We start from the raw sequence: 20,228 nt of genomic DNA, 5'->3' as shown, positions 1-20,228 counted from the left end.
GACAGTGGCACCACAACGCAGGAACCCAAAGCGGGTTCAAGGAATAGTTCGGAAACGAATATGCACCGTTGCCAGTAATGTTGACGCGGCTGCTCTTCTCCGCCCATCGTCCGATGGTTTCTAGGGAGCATCCTGGACAGTCTCGTTAGGCGCTGCTGAGTGTGATTGAGATCAGCTCCCGGAGTGCAGTGGAGCAAGTATGGGTGTCAGGAGCGCCGCGTGTTATCGGCGATGGACTGCGACCCAGAGCCCGCATCTCCGACAAATGTGGGCGCTACCGCCGGCCAGCGAATGCAGCTTCTTTACCTCTAGGCGTCGGCCACAGCACGAACAGTGCGCTGTGGCCGGGCTTGGCGGACTGCTGCGGCTAGTCCCGCTGCTTCGACGCAGGAGTGTCATGCGCCAGTGTAAGACCGATGTGGCGGTAGGCGTCCGAACGCTTGGTGTGAGTCATGTCTTGGATGTGAGGATGTGGCAGATATCTGATGGTCCACAGGCGGCCGGGTCGAGGGTGCGGCCGGTCTCTAGGAGCATCTCGAGCTCGTCTGCCAGATCGGCGAGTTCCTGCAGCCGCGCCCGCACCTCTGCCCGCTTCTGCTCTAGGACGAGTGTCACATGCGTGCAAGGCATCTGACCCGCATCACGTAGGTGGAGGACCTGCGCAATCTCGGCCAGGGCAAGACCGGCACTCTGCGCTGTGCGGATGAACCGTAGCCGGCCGATGGCTGTCGCATTGTATGACCGATAACCATTTGCAGCTCGTCCAGGTTCAGGTATGAGGCCCTGACGCTCGTAGAAGCGGATGGCCTGACGTCCCACGCCAGTGACGGCGGAAAGCTCCCCGATCAGCATCACCAGAGCCTAACGCTTGCCCTTGTAGTGGACTACAAGGTTTACGGTGAGCGCATGGACATCACCCTGCAGTATTTTGATGGTTGCCCGAACTGGACCCTCGTTGATGAACGGCTGCGACTACTCTCGACGGAACGCCCAGACATCGCACTCAACTACCAGCTCATTGACACGGCGGAAAAAGCCGAACGCATGAGCTTTCACGGCTCTCCCACCATCCTGATTGACGGCATCGACGCGTTCGGCGACGCAACCACCCCCGTAGGGCTCGCCTGCCGCAGGTACATGACCGACAAAGGCTCCGCGGGCGCACCAAGCATGGCGCAACTCAAATCCATCATCGGCTAGGTGACCGCCGCAGGGATCACGGAGGCAATCCCTGCGCAGGCGAACAGGTCCGTATTCATGCGTGCGTCCGTTGCGGGAGCGATAGATGAAACCACCGGTAGGAGGTCAGGAGTCGCGCGGCTCAGGGGTGCGGCCGCGGGTGCTGAACAGGGTTTCCAGGATCAGTAGCCCGACACCGACCGAGACGAAGACATCAGCCAGGTTGAAAGTGGAGAACCAGGAGACGTGAAGGTAGTCGACCACACCACCGCCGGCCAACCGGTCGAGGAAATTGCCCAGCGCGCCGCCGAGAACCATTGCCCCGCCTATCAGGCCGAGCCGGCCCAGCGTCTCGGCCGACGCCAGGAGGAACCATGTCAGACCCGCGATGATCGCTCCAGTGCCGAGCAGGATGACGATCGGCGGTAGATCGGCTCCGAAGCTGAAAGCGACACCCGGGTTGAAGTGCAGCCGCAAGTCCACGGGTCCACCTTCGATGGTTTGGCCCTCGCGCAGCTGTAGCTCGACGACGGCTTTCACGGCGAGATCAATACCAACCAGGATCAAAGACCCGACCAGCATCCACGCCCGGGCTCTATTGCGTGCTCTCCATGCAGCGGACGCAGCGGGCTTGTCCTTACTCATCGCGTTTTCCCGTTGTTGCCGCTTGGCGCGGTGTTAACAATCTGGGGGGAAACCTGGCGCCGCCTGGACGGAGGTAGGTGCACGTCGTCACAGGCCGAACGCTCCACCACTGATAAGAATGAACAGGCCAAGAGCAATGAGGACGACCGGGAACAGGATGTGCTCCCAGCGTTCAAGGGCCTCAGCGACAGGACGTCGTGTGGCTACGAACTTGGCGAGCCACACGAGGACGATCACCAGGGCGAGGAAGACCACACAGTAGGCGACGACGGAGATCGGTCCGACGTTCAGGAAGACCGGGACATAAACCCCGATATTGTCGCCACCGTTGGCGAAGGTCACAGCAGCGACAGTGAAGACACCAACCTTTTTCCCGGCAACTTTCGACTCGTCGTCATCATCGTCGTCGTCGTCTCGGTTGCGCCATACCTGCCATGCAACCCGAAGACCCAGCAGCAAAGGTATGAGGCCGAAGTAGGGGATGGCCTCCTCGGGAAGGAAAGCACCTGCCCCGAGGGAGACGAGTACCGCGGCGCCCAGGATCCCGATGAAACCGAGGTACTGCCCGCCGAGGATTCGGGTTGTAGTTCCTCGTTGTCCCGCTCCGCGGGCAAAGAACAGGGCGAGGACGATGATGTCATCGATGTTGGTGAGAAAGAACAGGCCGATAGCTGGAAGAACTGAGGACAGAATCACGCGGTGACCACCGCATCCTGGCAACCCGGCAGAGAACATCCAGCATCCAGGCACGGCGCTCCCTCATTGACTGCGAGGCTCACTTCAACCAGGGACGTCAGGACCTTAGCCAGGTGCGGATCAGCGATCTGGTAGCGCGTCTGCCGACCTTCGGAGCGAGCAATGACGATTCCGCAATCCCGAAGGCACGCAAGATGATTGGAAACATTTGACCGGGTGAGCTCCAGCTCACGGGCCAGGTCCGCCGGATAGGCGGGATGGTCGAGCAGGGTCATGAGGAGGCGAGACCGGGTCGGATCGGCCATCGCCCGTCCTAGCCTGTTCATCACATCGAGGTATCGTTCATTAGTCAGCACGCGCTGTACTATACATGAGTGGCTGAATCGGTCAGGAAGGCCGATCTCGTCACCAGATGTACCCGTGCCGCTCTCCTGACATCGGCCGCGGGCCCAGATTGAGTACTACAGGCACGCTCATTTGATCAGGGCCGTCACTGTCCGCCGGTAGAATGAGGCAAGGTCAGGCCGTTTAAAACGAACGATTCAGCAGGAACGTTGGGAGAGTCATGCATCAGATGATGCTCTTGAATCCCTCCGCCGTTCCCTCGCCCGCCCGGTGGCACCTGCGAGTCCTCGTGCTCCTGCTGGGCATCACCATCCTGCACGTGTGGGCCGGGCCCGCGCTCTCCAACAGCAGCAGTGCACCTGTACAGTCCTCCTCCATAACTATGACGGAGCAGGTTTTCGTCTCTCCCGCAGCGTTGATACCTAATGAGGTTCTTCAGCAGGCTCCGTCCCCCCTTATCGGGCTAGATTTCGGTCAGGACATCCTTCTGGGAGATGTCTGTGCTGCCGCCTGTCCTGATGGGCATTTGGTGGCGACCGCATTGTGTTCCATGGTGCTCGTCGTTGCCGGTCTCATTGGTTTTTACTGTCTGCGAGCCATGGTTTTCCTGCCCGGGGGCAACAGGACGCGCGAATTACTACCGTCTGTTGCGGCCCCTCTGCGCTCGAGCGGCGTTTGCCTGCTTCAACTGTCGATCAGCCGCATCTAGGATTTAGCGCCTTCCTCGAGCCCGCCTCACTCCTTCGCCAGGTTCAATAACTACTGGACGAGCTTCGCCCTACTCTTCGCGCGGCGCCTTCACGCTCGTGCTGCGTGCCGCCGCGTTCCAAGGACCCACCCATGACTTCCCCGCATCACCCTCAAACCCATCGCTACTCGACGACGATCGCGGCCTCGCAGGTACACCGCTGATGACCATCGGCGAATACTTCGCAGACAGCGTCCAATCCGGAGCGCTGCTGGCCGCAATACCTCTGGCGATGATCGCAGGGCTCGTATCCTTCCTCTCCCCCTGCATCCTGCCGCTCATCCCCGGCTATTTGGGCTACGTTTCCGGACTGGCAGAACCCGGCCGCCCGGACAACCGGCGCAGACTGCTGACCGGTGTCGCCCTGTTCATCCTCGGCTTCGCCCTCGTGTTCACCCTCTACGGTGCCGCGTTCGGTGTCATCGGTTCCTGGCTTCTACGCTGGCAAGACCCCCTGATCCGGGTCCTCGGCGTGTTCGTCATCGTCATGGGACTGGCACTGGTCGGCCGGCTTCCGTTCCTGCAGCGAACCGCGAAAATGTCCTGGCGGCCCCGCACCGGTATCGCCGGCGCACCCCTGCTCGGCGTGGTCTTCGGTCTGGGCTGGACACCCTGCATGGGCCCCACCCTCAGCGCTGTCCTGGCCCTGAGCACCACCACCGGCACAGCGTGGCGTGGAGCGCTCCTCGGTTTCGTCTACTGCCTCGGCCTGGGCATACCGTTCATCCTCGTCGCGCTCGGAGTTCAGTGGGTCACCACCGCACTGTCCTTCGTTCGACGCCACATCCGCGTCTTCAACCTCATCGGCGGCGCCCTGCTCGTCATGGTCGGAGTCCTCATGGTGACCGGCGTCTGGATGCTGTGGATCTACCAGCTCCAAAACCTCGCAGGAACCTTTCTCACCCCCGTCTAATGCTTCCACCAAACGCATCCCCTCCCCCGCACACACCACGATCGAGAAGAGATCGCCCCATGAGTGCCCCCGCCCGCACCAACCCAAATCCACCCCACGCACCAAGGACTCCACCGGCGCCGCATACGCCCCTACAGAATGCGTCGGCGCCGGGTAGCCCGCGCCCCCGCACCCGCGCATCGACACTCGTAGCTCTGCTGGTGACGGCGACACTGCTCATCACCGGATGCTCGGCGCAGAACAACTCCCTTGCCGAGCAGGCCAACGCCGGCGACAACAAGAACTACATCGCCGGTGACGGGTCGGTCGCCGAATACGCTCCCGACACCCGAAGCGAACCCGTGGACGTCAAGGGTGAGCTCTACGACGGAACGACCGTCGATTCCGACCAATGGGTCGGCAACGTCGTCGTCCTAAACGTCTGGTACGCCGCCTGCGCCCCCTGCCGGGTCGAAGCACCCATGCTGCAAACGCTGAGCACCTCCTTCGCACCCGAGGGCGTCAGGTTCTACGGCATCAACGTTCGCGACGAAAAGCCCACGGCTGAGGCGTTCGAACGGAACTTCGGCATCACCTATCCCAGCTTCGGAGACCGCGACGGGAAACTGCTCCTGAGCCTGACCAGCTATGTACCGCCGCAGGCTGTGCCCACCACCCTGGTCCTCGACCGGCAGGGCCGTGTCAGCGCCCGCATCCTCGGCATCGCCGACGAAAGCACCCTGAAAACCCTGATCGCAGACGCACTGGCTGAAGACAACCCTGTGACGCCCCTCCCGTCCACGACGGCGAGAACCGACGATGCCAGCTGACCCCACACCCGGACAAACACCCGGACAAACAACCAACCAAACCCTGGAGGACGCTCCCGGCCAGGCGCCTGACCAGGGTCTTGATTCGCGGCCGGAGCAGACCCCCGATATCTCGGTCTCCAGTCTGAGCGCCGGCGAGATGCTCCGTTGGGTATGGCGGCAGCTCACCAGCATGAGGACAGCCCTGCAGTTGTTGCTGCTGCTGGCCGTGGCCGCCGTTCCCGGGTCCCTGTTCCCGCAACGCCGAGCCAATCCTGCTGTCGTCACCCAGTACCTGAAGGACAACCCCGACACGGGTCCCTGGCTTGACCGCCTGCAGATGTTCGACGTCTTTTCCTCGGTCTGGTTCTCGGCGATCTACCTCCTTCTCTTCACGTCCCTCGTCGGATGCGTCCTCCCCCGCACCAAAGCCCACCTCAAGGCCCTGCGATCAGCACCCCCGCGCACCCCCCGCCGGTTCGCGAGACTCCCCCAACACGGAAGCATCGTCCTGAACGATGGCGGCGCGGGGATGCCCGCCCCCGACCCGGCCGCAGCAGTCAAGGACGCAGCGGCAATTCTGCGGAAGCTCCGATACAGGGTCGACATCCGCGACGCAGACACGGCCACACCGTCCGTGGGTGCCGAGCGGGGTTTTATGAAGGAAGCAGGGAACCTGCTGTTCCACACCGCTCTGATCGGAGTGCTGGTATCCGTCGCCATCGGCGGCATGTTCGGCTACCGGGGACAGAAACTCATCGTCGAAGGGGAAGGGTTCACCAACGCCCTTATCGGTTACGACTCCTTCTCCCCTGGCACCAACTTCAACCCAGACACCCTGACCCCCTTCGCGCTGACCCTGGACGACTTCGATGTCCGGTTCAACCGGGACGAACAATCCACCTATGGCCAGCCCCTGGACTTCACCGCGCGGATGACCGTGCAGGAAAGCCCTGACCAGCGCGCTGAGGACCGGGTCCTGAAGGTCAACTCCCCCATCGGCATCGGCGGCACCAACGTGTATCTCGTCGGGAACGGATACGCTCCCGTAGTCGAGGTCCGCGACGGGGAAGGGAACATCGCCTTTTCCGGCCCCGTCCCGTCCCAGCCCACGGATTCGGCCTACACCTCAACGATCGTCATCAAAGCGCCCGACGCGAATCCTGATCAGCTCGGATTCGTCGGCTTCTTCCTGCCGACCGCCGTCGTGAATAGTGAAGGCCTGGCCTTCGGCTCCGACCCGGATCCTTTCAACCCGAGGTTGAACCTCAACTCCTACTACGGTGATCTCGGCTTGGACGATGGAACGCCCCGGTCCGTATACCAACTGGACACCACGAACCTCACCCAACTCAACGGGCGGGACCTGAACGCAGGCGGCATCGTGCTCGAGCCCGGGCAAACCTACGAGCTACCTGACGGCCGAGGGTCCATCACGTTCGACAGTCTGAAACGCTTCGTCGCCCTCGACATCACCTATGACCCAGGCAAGATCGGCGCCCTGATCTTCTCCACCCTCGCCCTGACCGGACTCATCCTCTCGCTCATCACCGCGCGTCGACGCGTATGGATCAAAGCCCGTGCAACACCAGAGGGAGGCACCACCCTTGAGTACGGACTCCTCGCGCGAGGAGAAGACTCGGGCCTGCGAAACGAGGCCATCAAACTCGAGCAAGCACTGTCCTCCCACTGGGGTGTCACCCCGAGCAAAAACGAGCAGAAAAAGCCCGAGCCATCACCTGACACACCGCAGCAGATGTGACCGCCAAAAAATCTATCGCCACAAGAACGCGACGATTCGTCGGACCGATCCTGATGACACTCGGGCTTCTGACCGGCGTCGGGCATCTCCTCGCCAGTACGCCACAACGCCAACCCCACATGTCCCCGCTCTGGGACGCAGTGACCGGCTACCCCGCCGCCGCACTCCTGTTCATCGTCGGAATCATCCTCACCAAGCAACCTCGCCACACACGCTCCAAGGCAGTAGGCGCCACCATTCAGCCAATAGACCGGACCACACTCATGTACCAGCCACACGAAATACCCGGCCTCACCCCACAACACACGAAATCTGCAGGGCAGGAGAGCGAAGTCCTATACGAGGAGCGTCTCTACCCGAGCTTCTGGATTTGGATTATCACAGTAGGCCTAGCTTTTGTTCCTGCCATCGTTTTCGCGCCCATCGACATGCTGATCGGCGTCGCCGCATCCGTACTGACCCTGCTCGGCCTCATCTTCGCGCTCCTCACCTCAACACCCACGATCCGCGTCACACCCACCGAACTACATGTAGGACGAGCTCGCATCGAACGCCAATATGTGGGTCGGGCCCAAAGTTTCGCTGGCGCGAACGCTACGGCGCAACGAGGCACCCACCTGCATGGCCTGGCTTTTCTCTGCATCCGCGGATGGATCGACGGCGTCGTCCGAATCGAACTATCGGACAAGGAAGACCGAACACCCTACTGGCTCGTCTCATCAGGTCACGCCAAACAACTCAGCCACGTGCTCAACGGAACTGAGGCATAACCCTCGATAGACCTTTGGTTTACTCTCACCTTCATAGCGATCGTCCGTTATCCTTTTTCGCTTGCTCTGCCCTCCGGGTAGCCGCAGCCCCATCCCGTCTCGATGCTTTCTCAGTATTCTGCCGCTCCGCGGCAGTGGTCTTCCTGCTCTCGATGAGTTCGGCCTGTCGTTGGCTGATTCCTCTACCTGCCTTGGTGCGACTTGCAGCAGTGCCGTTGCTCTCGCTCACTGTTGTCTCCTTTTGATTCTGGTCCTTCGCCTTAAACGGTGGTCCGCCTGCAGCGCCTTCGGCGGCCGCGCGGTGCCTGGCGAGCACACGGGCAACCGCGGCCGACATGTCGTCGCCTTGCTGCGCTACTGGTTCGTCCTGTACGGCGTTCACGATGCGTGCTTCGCGTTGCTGCGGCGCCGGCAGGGGGTCGCCGGCGGCGGCGCGTTCTGCACGCATCCGGTCGATGACGCGTCGGGCTGCTGCCTGCTCGGTCGTCATGCGGTCGAGGATCGCTGCCTCGTCAGTGCTCTGCTGGATCTGTGTGGTTGTTCGCGGTGCGACAGTCGTGAGCTCGCTGTGCTTATGGAGGGCAGTGGCCCGCTCGATGAGGCGCTGCGCGGTCGGGTCATCCCGGTACTGCTTGGGGATCAGCGCCGTCTCGTGGGTGCCGATGTTGTACCGGTTCCGGTACGCCTCGGTTTCGGCCGCGATGCTGTGCCACTCGGCTGCCTTCGCTTGCCTACCGGGCACGGGGCCGAGCGTGTTCGTCCACGCTGGCTTCTCTTCCGCGAGCTGCGCGCCACGAACCACGACCCTCTGCTCAAGGTGCGTCCTGAGGCGGTCAAGCTCGGTTCGATAGGAGGCCGGCACCAGCTCATCACGCAGAAGCATGGACGGTGCGAGGTCATCACTGACCGTCCCGGCGGCCGCCGGAGACTTGATCGGCCTATCGGCCTGTGGCAGTGTGACGGCGCGGAGTTGCTGCTCGTACCGGATGGCCTCACCGATGGTGACCTGGTGTGCGGCGCGGGGGTCCTCCCCGCGTGCGGTGCGCTCGATCGCGGCCTGCGGCGGGGAGAGATCCTGGCGTCGTTCCAGCTCGACGGTCATCGCCTGCACCGTCCACTGCGCCTTCCGGGTTGTGGCGTCGACGGGTTGGGTTGGGTCGATACCCTGCACCTTCTGCAGGGCGTCGGTACGAGCGTCGGTGAGCTTGTCGGTCCGCATGAGGGCGAAGGGGCGACCCGCCCACTGCGTGTCCATCGGCACTTCACCGGACGACCGGCGCGGCAGCTCGGTTCCTGCTGCGTGCTTCATGGCCTGCTGTGCGAGGCGGGCCAGGTGCTCATCGGATACGGCCCCGAGGGGGCGCTGGTCGGCGTTTGTGAGGAGGCTGGTGGCGGCGTCGATGCACTGCTCGAGCCGGTACGCGAGGACAGCTGCCGGGTCCTGGGCGCCGTCGAACCCGCGCAGGTGCCCGGTGTCGGCGTGCTGTCCGCGTCCGGTGCTGTCACGGCTGACGCCGGCGGCCTGGGCGAGGAGTGCTGCGGGGTCAAGTCCCCGGGCTTCGGCTGTACGCAGGTGGGTAGCTACCGCTCCCCATGCTTCGTGCGAAGTGAACTGCACGGCGGTCCGCGGCCCGATCACCTCGGCGGCGATGGTCCTGGTCTTGGCCCCCCACGCGGCGTTCTCGACCTCGTTGTAGACGCCCGCCAGGGTCGCAACGTCACCGGTGCGGACGGCCTCTAACCGTACTGCTTCATGCGCGGACAGGGTGCGGTCGTAATTCGCTGTGATGGTGGACAGGACACTGTCGCGGGTCACGGTCTGGTCGTTGTCGTAGCCGAGCGCGACGTAAAGACGGTTCGTCTCCCGTCCCCGGGTGGCGGCGACGTAGGCGCCGGCACGGTCGGTCCGCTCATCGAGAATGGCGTGCGCGGTGTCCACGGTGGCGCCCTGGGCGCGGTGCACGGTCGCGGCGTAGCCGAGCTGCCCGTACTCGTGGAGGTACTCGGCGTCGACGGTGATCCGCCCCCGGTGCCCCGCATGCCGGAGGGTGATGCGCTGCCGCTCCTGCCCTGCAGCTGCGTCGGCGGCTTTGCTGGTGGCTGTGTTGGCGGCTGGGTCGGCGGTGACCTTTTCGACGGTCCAGACGTCGTTGTTCTTCACGAAGTCCTTGCCCTGGTTGACCTGCAGGGTGCGGTCGTTCTTACGCGTGACGACGGTGTCGCCCGCGTAGGCGCGCAGGCCGTCGCGGAGCACGACGGACGGTGTTGCCTCGGTGATCGCTCCGGTGCCGTCGGTGAGGTCGCCGGTGGCGATACGGGCGGCCTGAGCGCGGGCGTTGAGGTCGGTGACGGTCGCGTTGTCGGTGGCGACCAGCAGCGAAGTTTTGCCTGCCTGGGTGTCGGTCATCCATGCGGCAAGGGCGTCCTGCGTCATGGCTTCGGTGGTGCCGGCGGTGACGCGCTTGTTCTCGAGGTACCAGTGGAACGGGGTGTCCACACCGGCGGCGGGTGGCTCGCGCAGCGCCAGGGATGCCTCTGACTCACCCTCGGTTCGGAAGCGGTGGACTTCCTCGAGGCGGACCGCTCCGACCTCGTTGTTGAGCAGGCGCAGCGCCCCGCCGGAGCCGATGGCTCCGAGCTGCCGGTCATCTCCAATAGCCCTGACGACGGCACCATTGCGGGCAGCGATGGCGACGACGTCGGCGAGCTTCGGGGTGGTCACCATGCCGGCCTCGTCGACGATGATCACGTCCCCGGCCCCGAGAGCGAAGGCTCCTGTATTGGCGCTCGTACCGGCTTGCTGGTTGCGGTGGGTGGCCAGGAACGCGTCGATGGTCGTCGCTTCGGCTCCGAGGTCTACGGTCATGACGGCGGCCGCGGCGGCGGTGGGGGCGAGTCCAATGACCCGTCCGCCGGTGTCGCGGACGGCGTCGGCGGCAAGGGACAGGCTGGTCGTCTTACCCGTTCCTGCCGGTCCGATGCCGAGGGTGAGCAGCTTCTCGGCAGTGGCGAATACGCGCGCCAGGTCGATCTGCCCCTGGGACAGGGATGGCTTACCGGCCTTCGCTACCGCTTCGGTGTGCTGCGCCAGGACTGCATCGAAGCGTTCCATGGACACGGCCGGGATGACGCTTTTCTGTCCGGCGGCGAGGATCCTGTGCTCAGCGTTCAGGACCTCGTGGGAAGTGAACAGGGAAGTATCGGCCTGCTGGAACTGGCTCGATCCATCGGCCCGCAGGAACTCACGCAGGCTTGGTGTGAAGGCCTCGGGCGTGACCTGGAGGCTGTGGGTGGCGATGACCGAGCGGGTGACCTTCTCCACGGTTTCGTCGGTGATCGTTTGTCCGGGAAAGGCGTCTTTGAGGTGGCGGCGGGTCTGGGCGATGACATGGTTTCGCCCCCATGAAGCGCGCTTGGCTGACAGTTCGTGAACGATGTCGCGGGCGTGCTCGTGCGCGTCGACGTCCGCAACATTGGGGCCGGCGGACGTGCCAGTAGTTGCTGAGATGGCGGCGCTGCGGACGTGCTCGAGGAGTGCTGGCCCGACCGGCATGCCCATCCCACCGTCCAGTCCAATGCTGTAGTCCTTCTCCCATTCCTCGACCAGCTCGGAGAGGCGGCGGGCACTCTTCTTCTCTGGTCGAGTCTCCAGTGTGGCCTGCTGTGCCAGGGCAATCTTCTGCTTATCGCTGGGCGCGTACCCGTGCTTGTCGGTGAACTCCGACTCCAACCGGTTGATCGCTCCGGCGATGTTCGTGCGCCTCGAGGAGGCCCGGTGGATGGCGTCCAGGTCGATGCCGGCGACCTCGTAGATAGGCTCCCCGCCACCGGCGGTCCGGGCGACGGTGCTGACTCCGAGGGACGCGCAGACCTTCTCGATGACCTTCGCGTTGTACGTCTCGGACGCGGCGACGCCCATCTTGTAGAGGGTCCGTCCATCGAGGGAGGACCACTTCCCGTCGGTACCCATGACCTTGTTCGCGATGACGACGTGGTCGTGCAGCTGCGGGTCGCCGGCGCGGGAGTCGTAGTGCCGGAACTGGGTTGCTACCAGTCCGTGCTCCACGTTGATCTGCCGCACACCCTGGGGTCCACGGCGGGTGTAGGCGGCGTTCTTCTCGAGGAAAGTGATGGTCTCGCCGATGGCTTCGTTGTGGGCAGCCTCGACGGCTTGACGCGCTTCGTCGCCCCCGAGCGCCCACAGCAGGGACACCGATTTGGCGGGAGAGAACACCAGGTCATACCCAGCTACTGTCTGCTGCTTGGGCGCCGTCTGCGCGGTCACGTAGCGAGCAAGTTCCTCGTTGCTGCGGGCGTTCCGGCCGTGGGACTCACGGAACAGCTCACCACCGACCCGGAACCGAATTTCGTGCAGGACGTCCTTCGGCAGCGCTTTGTCTGCGTTTTCAGGACCGGCCCATTCGGGGCCACCGAGCCTGCGGAACCGTGCTGATTCTTCCTCAATGCGACGGGTCATTTCGGTGTCCGCTGCGCCGAATTGGAGGTACGCCTTCCCCAAGGCCACATCCTCCTTAGAGCCTCCGTCGGCAAGTATTTGCGCCGCGTTGGGCTTGATTCCCTCACCGAAGAGGGCTTTCATCTGCGCTTCGGTGACCTCACCGGAGACGTTCAGTAGTTGCTCTGAGTGGCCGACCCACTGGCCAGGAGGCATGCCCTCGACGGTGTAGTAGTCCCCCAGCTCCCGGTCCCCTGCGCGCAGCTCGTCGGCGCTGGCGACCTCAGAGGTGTAGTAGGCGTAACCGTCCCCAGCACTGAGCTTATGGACGGTCATCACAGCCCTATTCTCGCGGGCAGGGACGCGATTGTCGACCTCACTCACATAAGTGCAAGAGGTGTGACAGATTGTTTTGGTTGGAGGGGTGCGAAATCGCATGGTGACGACGGAGGAGGAAACCCAGATGAAGCGCCGTGGAAACCAGTACGATTGGTCCATCGAATCTCAATGCGGTTGTGCACATGAGAATGAGCGGTGGGTAACACGATTTCCGTTATCCACGGATCGTTCGATTGTGTGGAACCGCTAACGGACGTTATCGACCAGGTGGGCAGCGGAGAGACGTTGGCTTATCTCGGAGCTGTCCACGTGTGGTCAACGTCCGTTAGATCCAGTCCGAGCGTCAGCGAGGTCCGCATGGGTATCTCATGGGTGCTGGCGGTGACGTCGGGCATGGTCGGTGATCGGTTCGGGTCGGCCGCTAACCGTTAGGTTTGGCAGGGAAAGTGCGTCGGTTCGCAAGTCGCGCCCGGGGCGCGTATGGAACGCAGGATGAGTGAAGGGGACGAGTCATCATGGCAGCACCGAGGAAGTCAGCGCAGCAGGTAGCGGCACGGGAAAAGGCGAGGGCGAAGGCTCAGGAATTGACCGAGCGGCACGAGCGGTTGATTGACCTGGCGGCGGAGTTCTTCGAGCAGGAGCAGCAGGCCGAGCAGATCCGCGCCGATGCGCAGGAGCGGGCCGATGCGATCCTGGCGAAAGCCGAGGAAGACGCCGAGGCGGCCGCGAAGGAAGCCGGCGCGAAGGTGCAGCAGATGCTCGACACCGGCGAGAGCCGCGCAGCGGTCGCCGCCCGACTCGGGCTCAGCACGGCTGAGATGAAGCGGGCCCTGGAAGGGGCCGGCACCAGCTCGCCCTCCGGAGAAGGACGGACCGAGCCTGCGCTGGCGGCAACAGCGGACGACGTCGTGGAACAGGTCGCAGCAGAGACAAAGGCCGCGTAGCGGGTGAGGCTCCGACGGCATGCATCTGCGCTGGGATTTCTGGTTCTTGGTAGTGCCATCGCTTGCGTGACTCTTGCCCTCATCGTCTTCGGTGCAGCCGCTGTGACGTGGCAGCCTTTCGCAGCTCTCGTTGCTGCTGCGGGTTTGGGGATCTGGCTTTTCCGCTTCGGCTCGCGTCAGGCGTGGGCAGCACTACTGGTTTTGGCCGGAACACTGGCCGTGTTGTTCTTACTCGCGGGCAACTCCGAGGTCATCCGGTCGGTGCCGGTCGCGTGGATCTTCGGTTTCGCAGCCGGATCAAACTTCGGTGTGGCGTGGAGGATGACGGCTCGCAAGCCGGCGGCGTTGTCGACCGCGAGGTAAGTCGGATCGTGTCGGTGTGTGGCGCGGCCGGGCGTGCGTACCTGGTGCGCGGCACCGGAGCCGGGGCGAAGTTGAGTGCGAGGACGGCGGTTCGTCGCCGGTGACCACAGCTCGAGGTTCCCGTAACGGCGGCGAACCGCCCAGCCCACCAGCGGTAAGCCGACCGGCATCCTCTCCCGTAGCCGGGGCTGGTGGTGCAGGGCTACCGCTCCCTGCACCACCGGTGCCCGGTGCTACTCGGCCGCGTACTCTTCCGCGATCATTTCCTCCTCGTCCGCGTGGACTTCCTCGAACGTCTCGTCGTGCTCGGTGTCCTCGGTGTCTTCGTCGGGTTCGGTGGTCTTGTTCGCGCTGTCGAGGATGATCTGCTCGACCTCGCTCGGCGTGTACCCCCAACTAACCAACTGCGTGAGATAGGTCAGGTGGCTTGCACTCGGTGAGCGCCACGAGTCCTTGGCGATGGTCTTCTCGAACCCTGCGCAGACCAGCGCGATCATGGACACCTCAGGGCGGGTGGTCGTCTTCGCGACGTGGTCGCGGAGCGGGTTCCATCCCCACGTTTCCTTGCCCTCGATCTTCGCTCCGGCCATCTCAGCGGCCACCGCTCCCTCGTAACCGCTGGCAACCTGAGAGTGGTGGGTTAGGGCGTGGACGGTGAAGTACTGCCAGCCCTTGGGTGCCTGCTTCTTCGCCAGCAGGGACCGAACGAATTCGCGGCGTACGACCGTCGCTGATTCCATGGCCTTGTTGTTCGCGATCAGGGTCTTCCGCTCGGCCTTCTGCTCGTCGTTCATCGGTCCCTTCGGGGCCGCTGTGCTCGTGGCGTGTCGGAGCGTGAAACCCAGTTCCTTCCATCCGGTGACGACCGGGATGGTGCTGTAGTCGCCGTGGTAGTTGTTGGCGATGCAGACGGCGTTGGCGTCTTCGTCCGTGGCTCGCTCTCCGTCGGCTCGGAGCAGACCGGTGACGACCACGTTCTCGTCCGTCGGGTAGTAGCCGTAGCTCACATCTTTGACGACGACGGTTCCGGCGGCTTCCAGTTCGGCCACCAGTGCGGCGCGGGCTTCCTCGCGTGCGCGCTTGTCGCGCATCTGCTGGGCGACGTGCGCGAGCATGTCCGGCTCGTCCGCGATGACCGATTCCAGTTCCTCGGTGGCGTCCTCGTCGCCCTCGAACTCGGCCAGCACGAGAGCTTCCTCGATGCTCAGCCCCTTGGACAGCGCGGCCTCCCCTGCGGTGCTCTTCTTGGCCTTCAATGCTCCTTCGACTTGGGTCTTGGCGCGGCCGGTCTTCTTGGCGATCTGTGCCGCGCTCACGCCCAGCAGGGACAGCTGGTGGAATGCATCGGCTTCGTCGGCGTCGGTCAGTGCGGACCGCTGGATGTTCTCCACGACCTGCGTGGTGATCCGCTCGGCTTCCTCGGGGCTGGCGACAACCATGACCGGGATCAGGGCGGCGTCGGCTTCGACCGCGCCGCAGGTGCGGCGCTGGCCCATCAGGACGTGCACGGTGGTGGTTCCGTCGCCGTTGTCCTTGCGGTGTGCGATCACGGGTTCGATCACGCCGTGCTCCTTGATGCTCGCGACGAACTCGGGCGTCAGGGCGGCGTCCTTGCGCACGTTCACGTCGACGGTGAGCGTGCGCGGGTCAATCATCTCCAGCGTCGGGGCGGAGGTCGGCTGAATAGTCGGCTGAGTGTTCATGAGTGTTGCTCCTTGGTTGCAGTGGTGGTGTCGGGGCCCTGTAGTGACCAGCAGTGGACCCTTCCCCCGTTGTTTTTTGCCTGCTGGCGAGCTCGATCGCTCGTCCCCGACGGAGCAGTGCTCAACGCCGTAGGCGCGAGGGTGCGCCGATCCTGGGAGGAAATAAGCGACGCAGGAGCGCCGGACAGGATCGGTGTACCCGATGCCGGCGGAGCCGGTTGACGCTGTGGAGCGGGGGCGCATAATCCGTAGGACAGCAGCAAAAAACGTCAGGGTCGGGTGCGACGCAGGAGCGCCCGGGCCTCATCAGGCCGAAGCGAAGCGCAGGACCATTGCCCTGGGTGGAGCGCCAGCGGAAACCAGGGAAGCACTACAGGTGACACACCCGTGGCCGCCAGCCAGGAACGCCAGCAACGACGAAGGGCCGGCACCCATCGGTGCCGGCCCCTACTCAAAGACTCAAATACTCATTCACTCATCTGCACCGTTCAGGCGTGGTCGGCGTGGTCGGGGCAGTAGTATCGGCCGACGTCGACGGTGATCGTCCGGTACAGCCAGCCCTCGGGGAGTGGCCTGCCCTCGTCGAGGAGCTTCGTGGTGGCACGGCAGATACAGCACTGTGCCAGGTGCGGGGTCCCCAGTGCCTGCGGTGCCCGTGGTGTCTTTTGGGTCACTGCTGCGGCGTCAGTCCTGGAAGAAGCGGCGTGCCTCGTCGGAGGCGTCGGCGACGTCGACGGGTCCGACGCCGCTGAATCCGTTCGGCTGGCCGCTCTCGAGCTGGTCCTCGAGGAAGTCCTCAAGCGTGGGCGCCTGCAGCTCGGGCAGGTGCACCTGCAGGTTCGCGCTGAGGTCAGGGCTCAGAGCAGCGGGCAGCTCGGGGTTTGCGATGTGGTCCACGGGTCCCATGATTGTCTCCTCCTGGTCGGTGAGTTGGTGTCACTGTATGTCTCGGTGGTGTCAGTCCGTGGTGCAGCTCGTGGCTGGGTCTGGTGGTCGCGTCAGCGTGCATGGCGGCGGCCGGGGGAGATGTTCCTATAGACAAGTCCTCGAAGAATCGGGGCTGCCAAGCTGGCGGGTTGCGCGCATACTCGTGTCGCCATCAGGAGTCCCTGTGGCGACCTAGGATCAACTCATGACACTCAATAGGGCTGAGATCGATGGCATACCAGTTTTCTGGGTCGATGGTCCCCCTCCGCTGAGTGCCGAACTCGTATTCCGTGTTGGTGTTCGAGACGAGTCCCTGGTGACATCGGGAATCACTCATCTTGCCGAACATGTCGTGATGAGCGGCGTACCGTCGCCCCGGCACGATCACAACGCTACGGTCGAACTGAGTTTCACGTCGTTCGAAGCTACCGGTCGTCCGGAGCAGGTGGTCGCGTTCCTCAAGGACGTTTGTGCACACATCTGCTCCCCCGATTTCGGCTCCTTAGACGTCGAAAAAAAGGTCTTGGCTGCGGAAGCCTCATCTGTCGTAGGACCAGCAGTCGCAGAGCACCTCCTTCGCAGGTACGGTCTTTCCACGTTCGGGCTCGCAGGGGTAGATCAGCCAGCACTTACAGGCATTGATCAGGAGGCTGTTGCAGAAGTCATCAGGACCTTCCTTACGAGAGGCAATGCGGCACTGGCGCTGACGGGCCCTCCTCCCCCGGGTTTGTCCCTCGTTCTACCTCCCGGTGACGCACGGCGTCCTTCCGCTGCGGCACCGATTAAAAACCTTCCGTTGCCGCTCTGGTTCGAGTTGGGCGGGCCGCCCCTCGCCCTATCCTTCGAGTACGAGTCCGGGTCCGAGTTGGCGAGAACGAGCGCCTCCGCGATCGCGCAGATCGTCTGTCAGCGCGCCTTGGCTGATTTGAGAAAGCAGCGCGGGTTGATCTATGACATCGAGTTCGACCTTTTCGAGGGTGGTAGTGGCCGGGGCCTTGTGTGCTTCACCGCCGATCCGCGGAATGAGAATGCTGAACTGGTGTGCAGCGAGCTTCGACGCATGCTCCAAGAATTGGCCTTGGATGGGCCTGAGGAGTTGGAGTTGCAGCAGCTGACGGACGACATCACAGATTTCGTCGCGGATCCTCGCTCAGCAGTCGTTGCCGCGGCCGATGCTGCCCGACGTCACCTGGTGGGCGAGCAGATCGTCAGCCCGGAACAGATGGTTACGGAAACCGCTGCAGTGACTTCACAGTCGGTGAAGGATGCTCTGTCTTTGCTCGACTCGACACTCATTGTGGGTATGCCCGAAGGAACAACTACGTCGGATCCCACCCTGAATACTTTCGGTAGCGAAGAGCACGAACCGGTGTCTGGACGTGCCTTCAAGCGCAGCCTCCGTGGTTCCTTCCAAGGCGTCCCATCGAAGGCTCGCCTCGTGGTCGGAGATGATGGCGTTAGTCTCGTAGACCAGGTGGTGACCACCATTCGGTGGGAAGACGTTCGCGGACTCGAATACACGTCCTACGGAATCGCACTGCACGGGGTTGATGCCGCGTCTATGGAACTTCAACAATCCTGGTTCGCGAAGGGGCATGAGGCGTTTGCCCTCATCGAAAGCCGGGTCGATCCTTCCCTGAGCTACCGGACAGACATCAGCTAGTGACGGCGTAGTAGAAGCCACGGCTCCAGGTCCTCTTAGGCGAGGAGATCCTTGTCGGCCTCGGGTGTCCACACGACGTCAACGTGCGAGAACTGGATGGGTCCGGCCGTTACCCGGTCCTCGAGCAGTTCTTCCACTGTCGGCGCTGTCAGCTGCGGGAAGTGCACGGCCAGGCTCTCGCTGAACGGGGTTGTCATGGTGATGCTCGGGGTGGTGTGCGCGATGTGGTCCGTGGTTCCCATGCGTGTGTCTTCCTTACTCGGTGGAGTGATTTCACTGTACGTGCTGGCGCGGCCGGCACCCGGAGGTCGCCTGGCGGACTAACCCTGTAGGTGCAGCTCGTGGCTGGTGGGTGTGGTCGCGTCAGCGTGTCTGGCGGCGGCCGGGGGAGATGTTCCTATAGACAAGTTATGCTCAGCGACAACCCTGTTCTCGCAACTTTCTGAAGGCGCTGATACGTGAAACCTTGGGTCCATCCACAGGACAGACGCTCTCGGATCTACTACCTTGCACAGATCATCGCGGGAACTCTTGCTGGTATCGCTATACCGGTGATGCTGCTTCAAGATCCCACAAGGGATCACATCATCATTTCCATTGCTGCGGTGGTCATTTGCATCGTCGGGGTGTTCCTGCTTGTTCGGGCATACCGAAAGTTGCCGGAAGAGTGTAGAACTGAATCGGACTCTGCGCCGAATCAAGAGCTCTAGCCGGACCTAGAGCGCGGGGTGTGACCATCAGCCCTAAGCCATCGTCAGGTCCTTCTTGAGTGCGTAGTACAGCTCACGGGCGACGTATCGTTTCAGGCTTCTGATTGCATCGGCAGTTGAGTGTCCGAGTGCTCGCTTTCGGTCTCGGTAAGCCTGAGTACGCGGATCGTAGCGGAGCCGACAAATCACGATGAGGTAGATGATTTTGTTGGCCTGGCGGTTGCCCCCGCGATGCAGGCGCATCCTGCTGGTCTTTCCTGATGAGACGGGGATAGGTGCGACCCCGCAGAGGCGGGCGAACGCTGCTTCGCTAGGGAACCTTTCGATGTTCTGCCCGGCTGTGACCAGTAGTTGAGCTGCGCTCACGGGTCCGACCTGAGGCAAAGCCATAAGCGTCGGAGCGACATCAGTCGCGAGCCTGGTGAGGTGCTTGTCAGTGGCGTTGATTTCGACGGTCAGGTCGAAAATCCTTCGACCGAGGTCGCGCAGCGCGTACTTCACCGCCTGCTCCGGCTCGTGCAGCCGAGCCATGTCCGGACGAAGCGACTTCGCCTGCATGGCCTTGGCCTGAAGGGTCTTCGCATCCAGCCGATGACGCAGCTCGTCAGGTGCTGTGACGAGCACGTCGCGAAGTTGGACCAAAGCAGCTGTCCTGGACTTGACTGCGGAATCGCGCACGAGGTGCAGATTTCGGATGGCTTCTACGGATCCGCTGGTGTCTTTAGCCGGCGACTTGCACTCCCCCGACATGATCTTTCGGGCTGCAGCCTCAGCGTCGATTGCGTCGCTCTTACCTGAGCGACTTCGCACGAGGGCGTGGCTACGGTTCACCTCGACGACGTCGACGCCGGCCGCCAGGAGGTGGCGGGTGAGGCCAGCTCCGTAGGAGCCGGTGCACTCGACTCCTACCGCGTTAATGATCCCGAAGTCTGCAGCCCAGTCCAACAGCTCCTGATAGCCGCGGACGTCGGTGGTGAACCGCCGCTCCCCCAGCATTGCTCCGCAATCATCGAGCACTGCGGCGTGGTGCACCTTTGAGTGGGTGTCGACGCCGACCGTGATGGTCCTAATCGGCTGATCCACCGCTGTTGTCATTGCTGTCGTTGTCACTCATTGCTCCTAACGGTCACGCTCGAACGGAAGGCGACCAAGGTTGACCGGGCCGGGCGGACAAAGCACTGAACAGCGAAATTCGCACGTTCCTGACTTGTTCCATTGGTAGTGGGGCGCCGCAGGATCTGCAGTCTTGTAGCGTCCAGGGTGTCAGCTGGCACAGG

At 63.2% G+C, this 20,228-nt stretch carries 18 protein-coding genes; 8 read left to right on the top strand and 10 right to left on the bottom strand.

All coding sequences use genetic code 11. The features are described 5' to 3' along the window. Positions 1-450: 450 nt before the first annotated feature. Positions 451-852: a heavy metal-responsive transcriptional regulator gene (locus CXQ96_RS17080; RefSeq protein WP_104119203.1), complete on the bottom strand. Its 402-nt coding sequence runs from the start codon at positions 850-852 to the stop codon at positions 451-453. Positions 853-906: 54 nt separating this feature from the next. On the opposite strand from CXQ96_RS17080, the gene CXQ96_RS17075 reads away from it, so the two are divergent. Then, entirely contained in the window at positions 907-1,200 is a 294-nt protein-coding gene (locus CXQ96_RS17075; protein ID WP_104119206.1) for a thioredoxin family protein, read from the top strand. 105 nt (positions 1,201-1,305) lie between these two features. Here the strand turns inward: CXQ96_RS17075 and lspA are convergent, their stop codons facing one another. The 3 genes from lspA to CXQ96_RS17060 all read right to left on the bottom strand — a co-directional run bounded on the left by lspA (position 1,306) and on the right by CXQ96_RS17060 (position 2,846). Continuing rightward, complete coding sequence (gene lspA / locus CXQ96_RS17070) at positions 1,306-1,824, bottom strand: signal peptidase II (protein WP_104119202.1); 519 nt, start codon at positions 1,822-1,824, stop codon at positions 1,306-1,308. 87 nt (positions 1,825-1,911) lie between these two features. Continuing rightward, complete coding sequence (locus CXQ96_RS17065; protein ID WP_104119201.1) at positions 1,912-2,520, bottom strand: cadmium resistance transporter; 609 nt, start codon at positions 2,518-2,520, stop codon at positions 1,912-1,914. Beyond that, the gene (locus CXQ96_RS17060; protein ID WP_104119205.1) at positions 2,517-2,846 is read right to left on the bottom strand and encodes a helix-turn-helix transcriptional regulator; all 330 of its coding nucleotides are present in this window, start codon (positions 2,844-2,846) and stop codon (positions 2,517-2,519) included. Before CXQ96_RS17060 ends, CXQ96_RS17065 begins: the two co-directional genes overlap by 4 nt. A 930-nt stretch (positions 2,847-3,776) precedes the next feature. Between CXQ96_RS17060 and CXQ96_RS17050 the strand changes: the two genes are divergently transcribed. The 4 genes from CXQ96_RS17050 to CXQ96_RS17035 all read left to right on the top strand — a co-directional run bounded on the left by CXQ96_RS17050 (position 3,777) and on the right by CXQ96_RS17035 (position 7,846). After that, a complete protein-coding gene (locus CXQ96_RS17050; protein ID WP_104119199.1) occupies positions 3,777-4,526 on the top strand; it encodes a cytochrome c biogenesis CcdA family protein in 750 nt (249 codons plus the stop codon). Positions 4,527-4,720: 194 nt separating this feature from the next. Next, positions 4,721-5,335, top strand: coding sequence for a TlpA disulfide reductase family protein (locus CXQ96_RS17045; protein ID WP_258059179.1), 615 nt, complete (start codon positions 4,721-4,723; stop codon positions 5,333-5,335). 139 nt (positions 5,336-5,474) lie between these two features. Continuing rightward, positions 5,475-7,076, top strand: coding sequence for a cytochrome c biogenesis protein ResB (locus CXQ96_RS17040; protein WP_104119197.1), 1,602 nt, complete (start codon positions 5,475-5,477; stop codon positions 7,074-7,076). Continuing rightward, positions 7,073-7,846 carry a DUF3093 domain-containing protein gene (locus tag CXQ96_RS17035; protein ID WP_308662998.1) on the top strand — a complete coding sequence of 258 codons (774 nt, stop codon included), beginning with the start codon at positions 7,073-7,075 and terminating at the stop codon, positions 7,844-7,846. The genes CXQ96_RS17040 and CXQ96_RS17035 overlap by 4 nt, the downstream gene beginning before the upstream one ends. A gap of 31 nt (positions 7,847-7,877) precedes the next feature. On the opposite strand, the gene mobF is transcribed toward CXQ96_RS17035, so the two are convergent. Further along, positions 7,878-12,638, bottom strand: coding sequence for a MobF family relaxase (gene mobF, locus CXQ96_RS17030; protein ID WP_181036531.1), 4,761 nt, complete (start codon positions 12,636-12,638; stop codon positions 7,878-7,880). Positions 12,639-13,156: 518 nt separating this feature from the next. On the opposite strand from mobF, the gene CXQ96_RS17025 reads away from it, so the two are divergent. Further along, positions 13,157-13,585: a hypothetical protein gene (locus tag CXQ96_RS17025; RefSeq protein ID WP_104119195.1), complete on the top strand. Its 429-nt coding sequence runs from the start codon at positions 13,157-13,159 to the stop codon at positions 13,583-13,585. A 66-nt stretch (positions 13,586-13,651) separates the two neighbouring features. Beyond that, complete coding sequence (locus CXQ96_RS17020; RefSeq protein ID WP_104119194.1) at positions 13,652-13,948, top strand: hypothetical protein; 297 nt, start codon at positions 13,652-13,654, stop codon at positions 13,946-13,948. A gap of 233 nt (positions 13,949-14,181) precedes the next feature. On the opposite strand, the gene CXQ96_RS17015 is transcribed toward CXQ96_RS17020, so the two are convergent. From CXQ96_RS17015 to CXQ96_RS17005, 3 genes are all read right to left on the bottom strand, one after another. After that, a complete protein-coding gene (locus CXQ96_RS17015) occupies positions 14,182-15,651 on the bottom strand; it encodes a ParB/RepB/Spo0J family partition protein (RefSeq protein ID WP_104119193.1) in 1,470 nt (489 codons plus the stop codon). Between the two features lie 488 nt (positions 15,652-16,139). Continuing rightward, positions 16,140-16,325: a hypothetical protein gene (locus tag CXQ96_RS17010; protein WP_104119192.1), complete on the bottom strand. Its 186-nt coding sequence runs from the start codon at positions 16,323-16,325 to the stop codon at positions 16,140-16,142. A 10-nt stretch (positions 16,326-16,335) separates the two neighbouring features. After that, the gene (locus CXQ96_RS17005) at positions 16,336-16,557 is read right to left on the bottom strand and encodes a hypothetical protein (protein ID WP_104119191.1); all 222 of its coding nucleotides are present in this window, start codon (positions 16,555-16,557) and stop codon (positions 16,336-16,338) included. Between the two features lie 226 nt (positions 16,558-16,783). Here CXQ96_RS17005 and CXQ96_RS18200 point away from each other — a divergent pair, with 226 nt between their 5' ends. Beyond that, positions 16,784-18,241: an insulinase family protein gene (locus tag CXQ96_RS18200; RefSeq protein WP_133082923.1), complete on the top strand. Its 1,458-nt coding sequence runs from the start codon at positions 16,784-16,786 to the stop codon at positions 18,239-18,241. Between the two features lie 35 nt (positions 18,242-18,276). On the opposite strand, the gene CXQ96_RS16990 is transcribed toward CXQ96_RS18200, so the two are convergent. Next, positions 18,277-18,483 carry a hypothetical protein gene (locus CXQ96_RS16990; protein WP_104119188.1) on the bottom strand — a complete coding sequence of 69 codons (207 nt, stop codon included), beginning with the start codon at positions 18,481-18,483 and terminating at the stop codon, positions 18,277-18,279. A 501-nt stretch (positions 18,484-18,984) separates the two neighbouring features. Further along, the gene (locus tag CXQ96_RS16985) at positions 18,985-20,046 is read right to left on the bottom strand and encodes an IS110 family transposase (protein WP_104119187.1); all 1,062 of its coding nucleotides are present in this window, start codon (positions 20,044-20,046) and stop codon (positions 18,985-18,987) included. Positions 20,047-20,228 lie beyond the last annotated feature (182 nt).

The organism is Arthrobacter sp. B1805 (assembly GCF_002929745.1).
In the GTDB taxonomy this organism is placed as follows: Bacteria; Actinomycetota; Actinomycetes; order Actinomycetales; family Micrococcaceae; genus Arthrobacter_D.
This window is presented reverse-complemented; position numbering and strand designations above follow the sequence as displayed.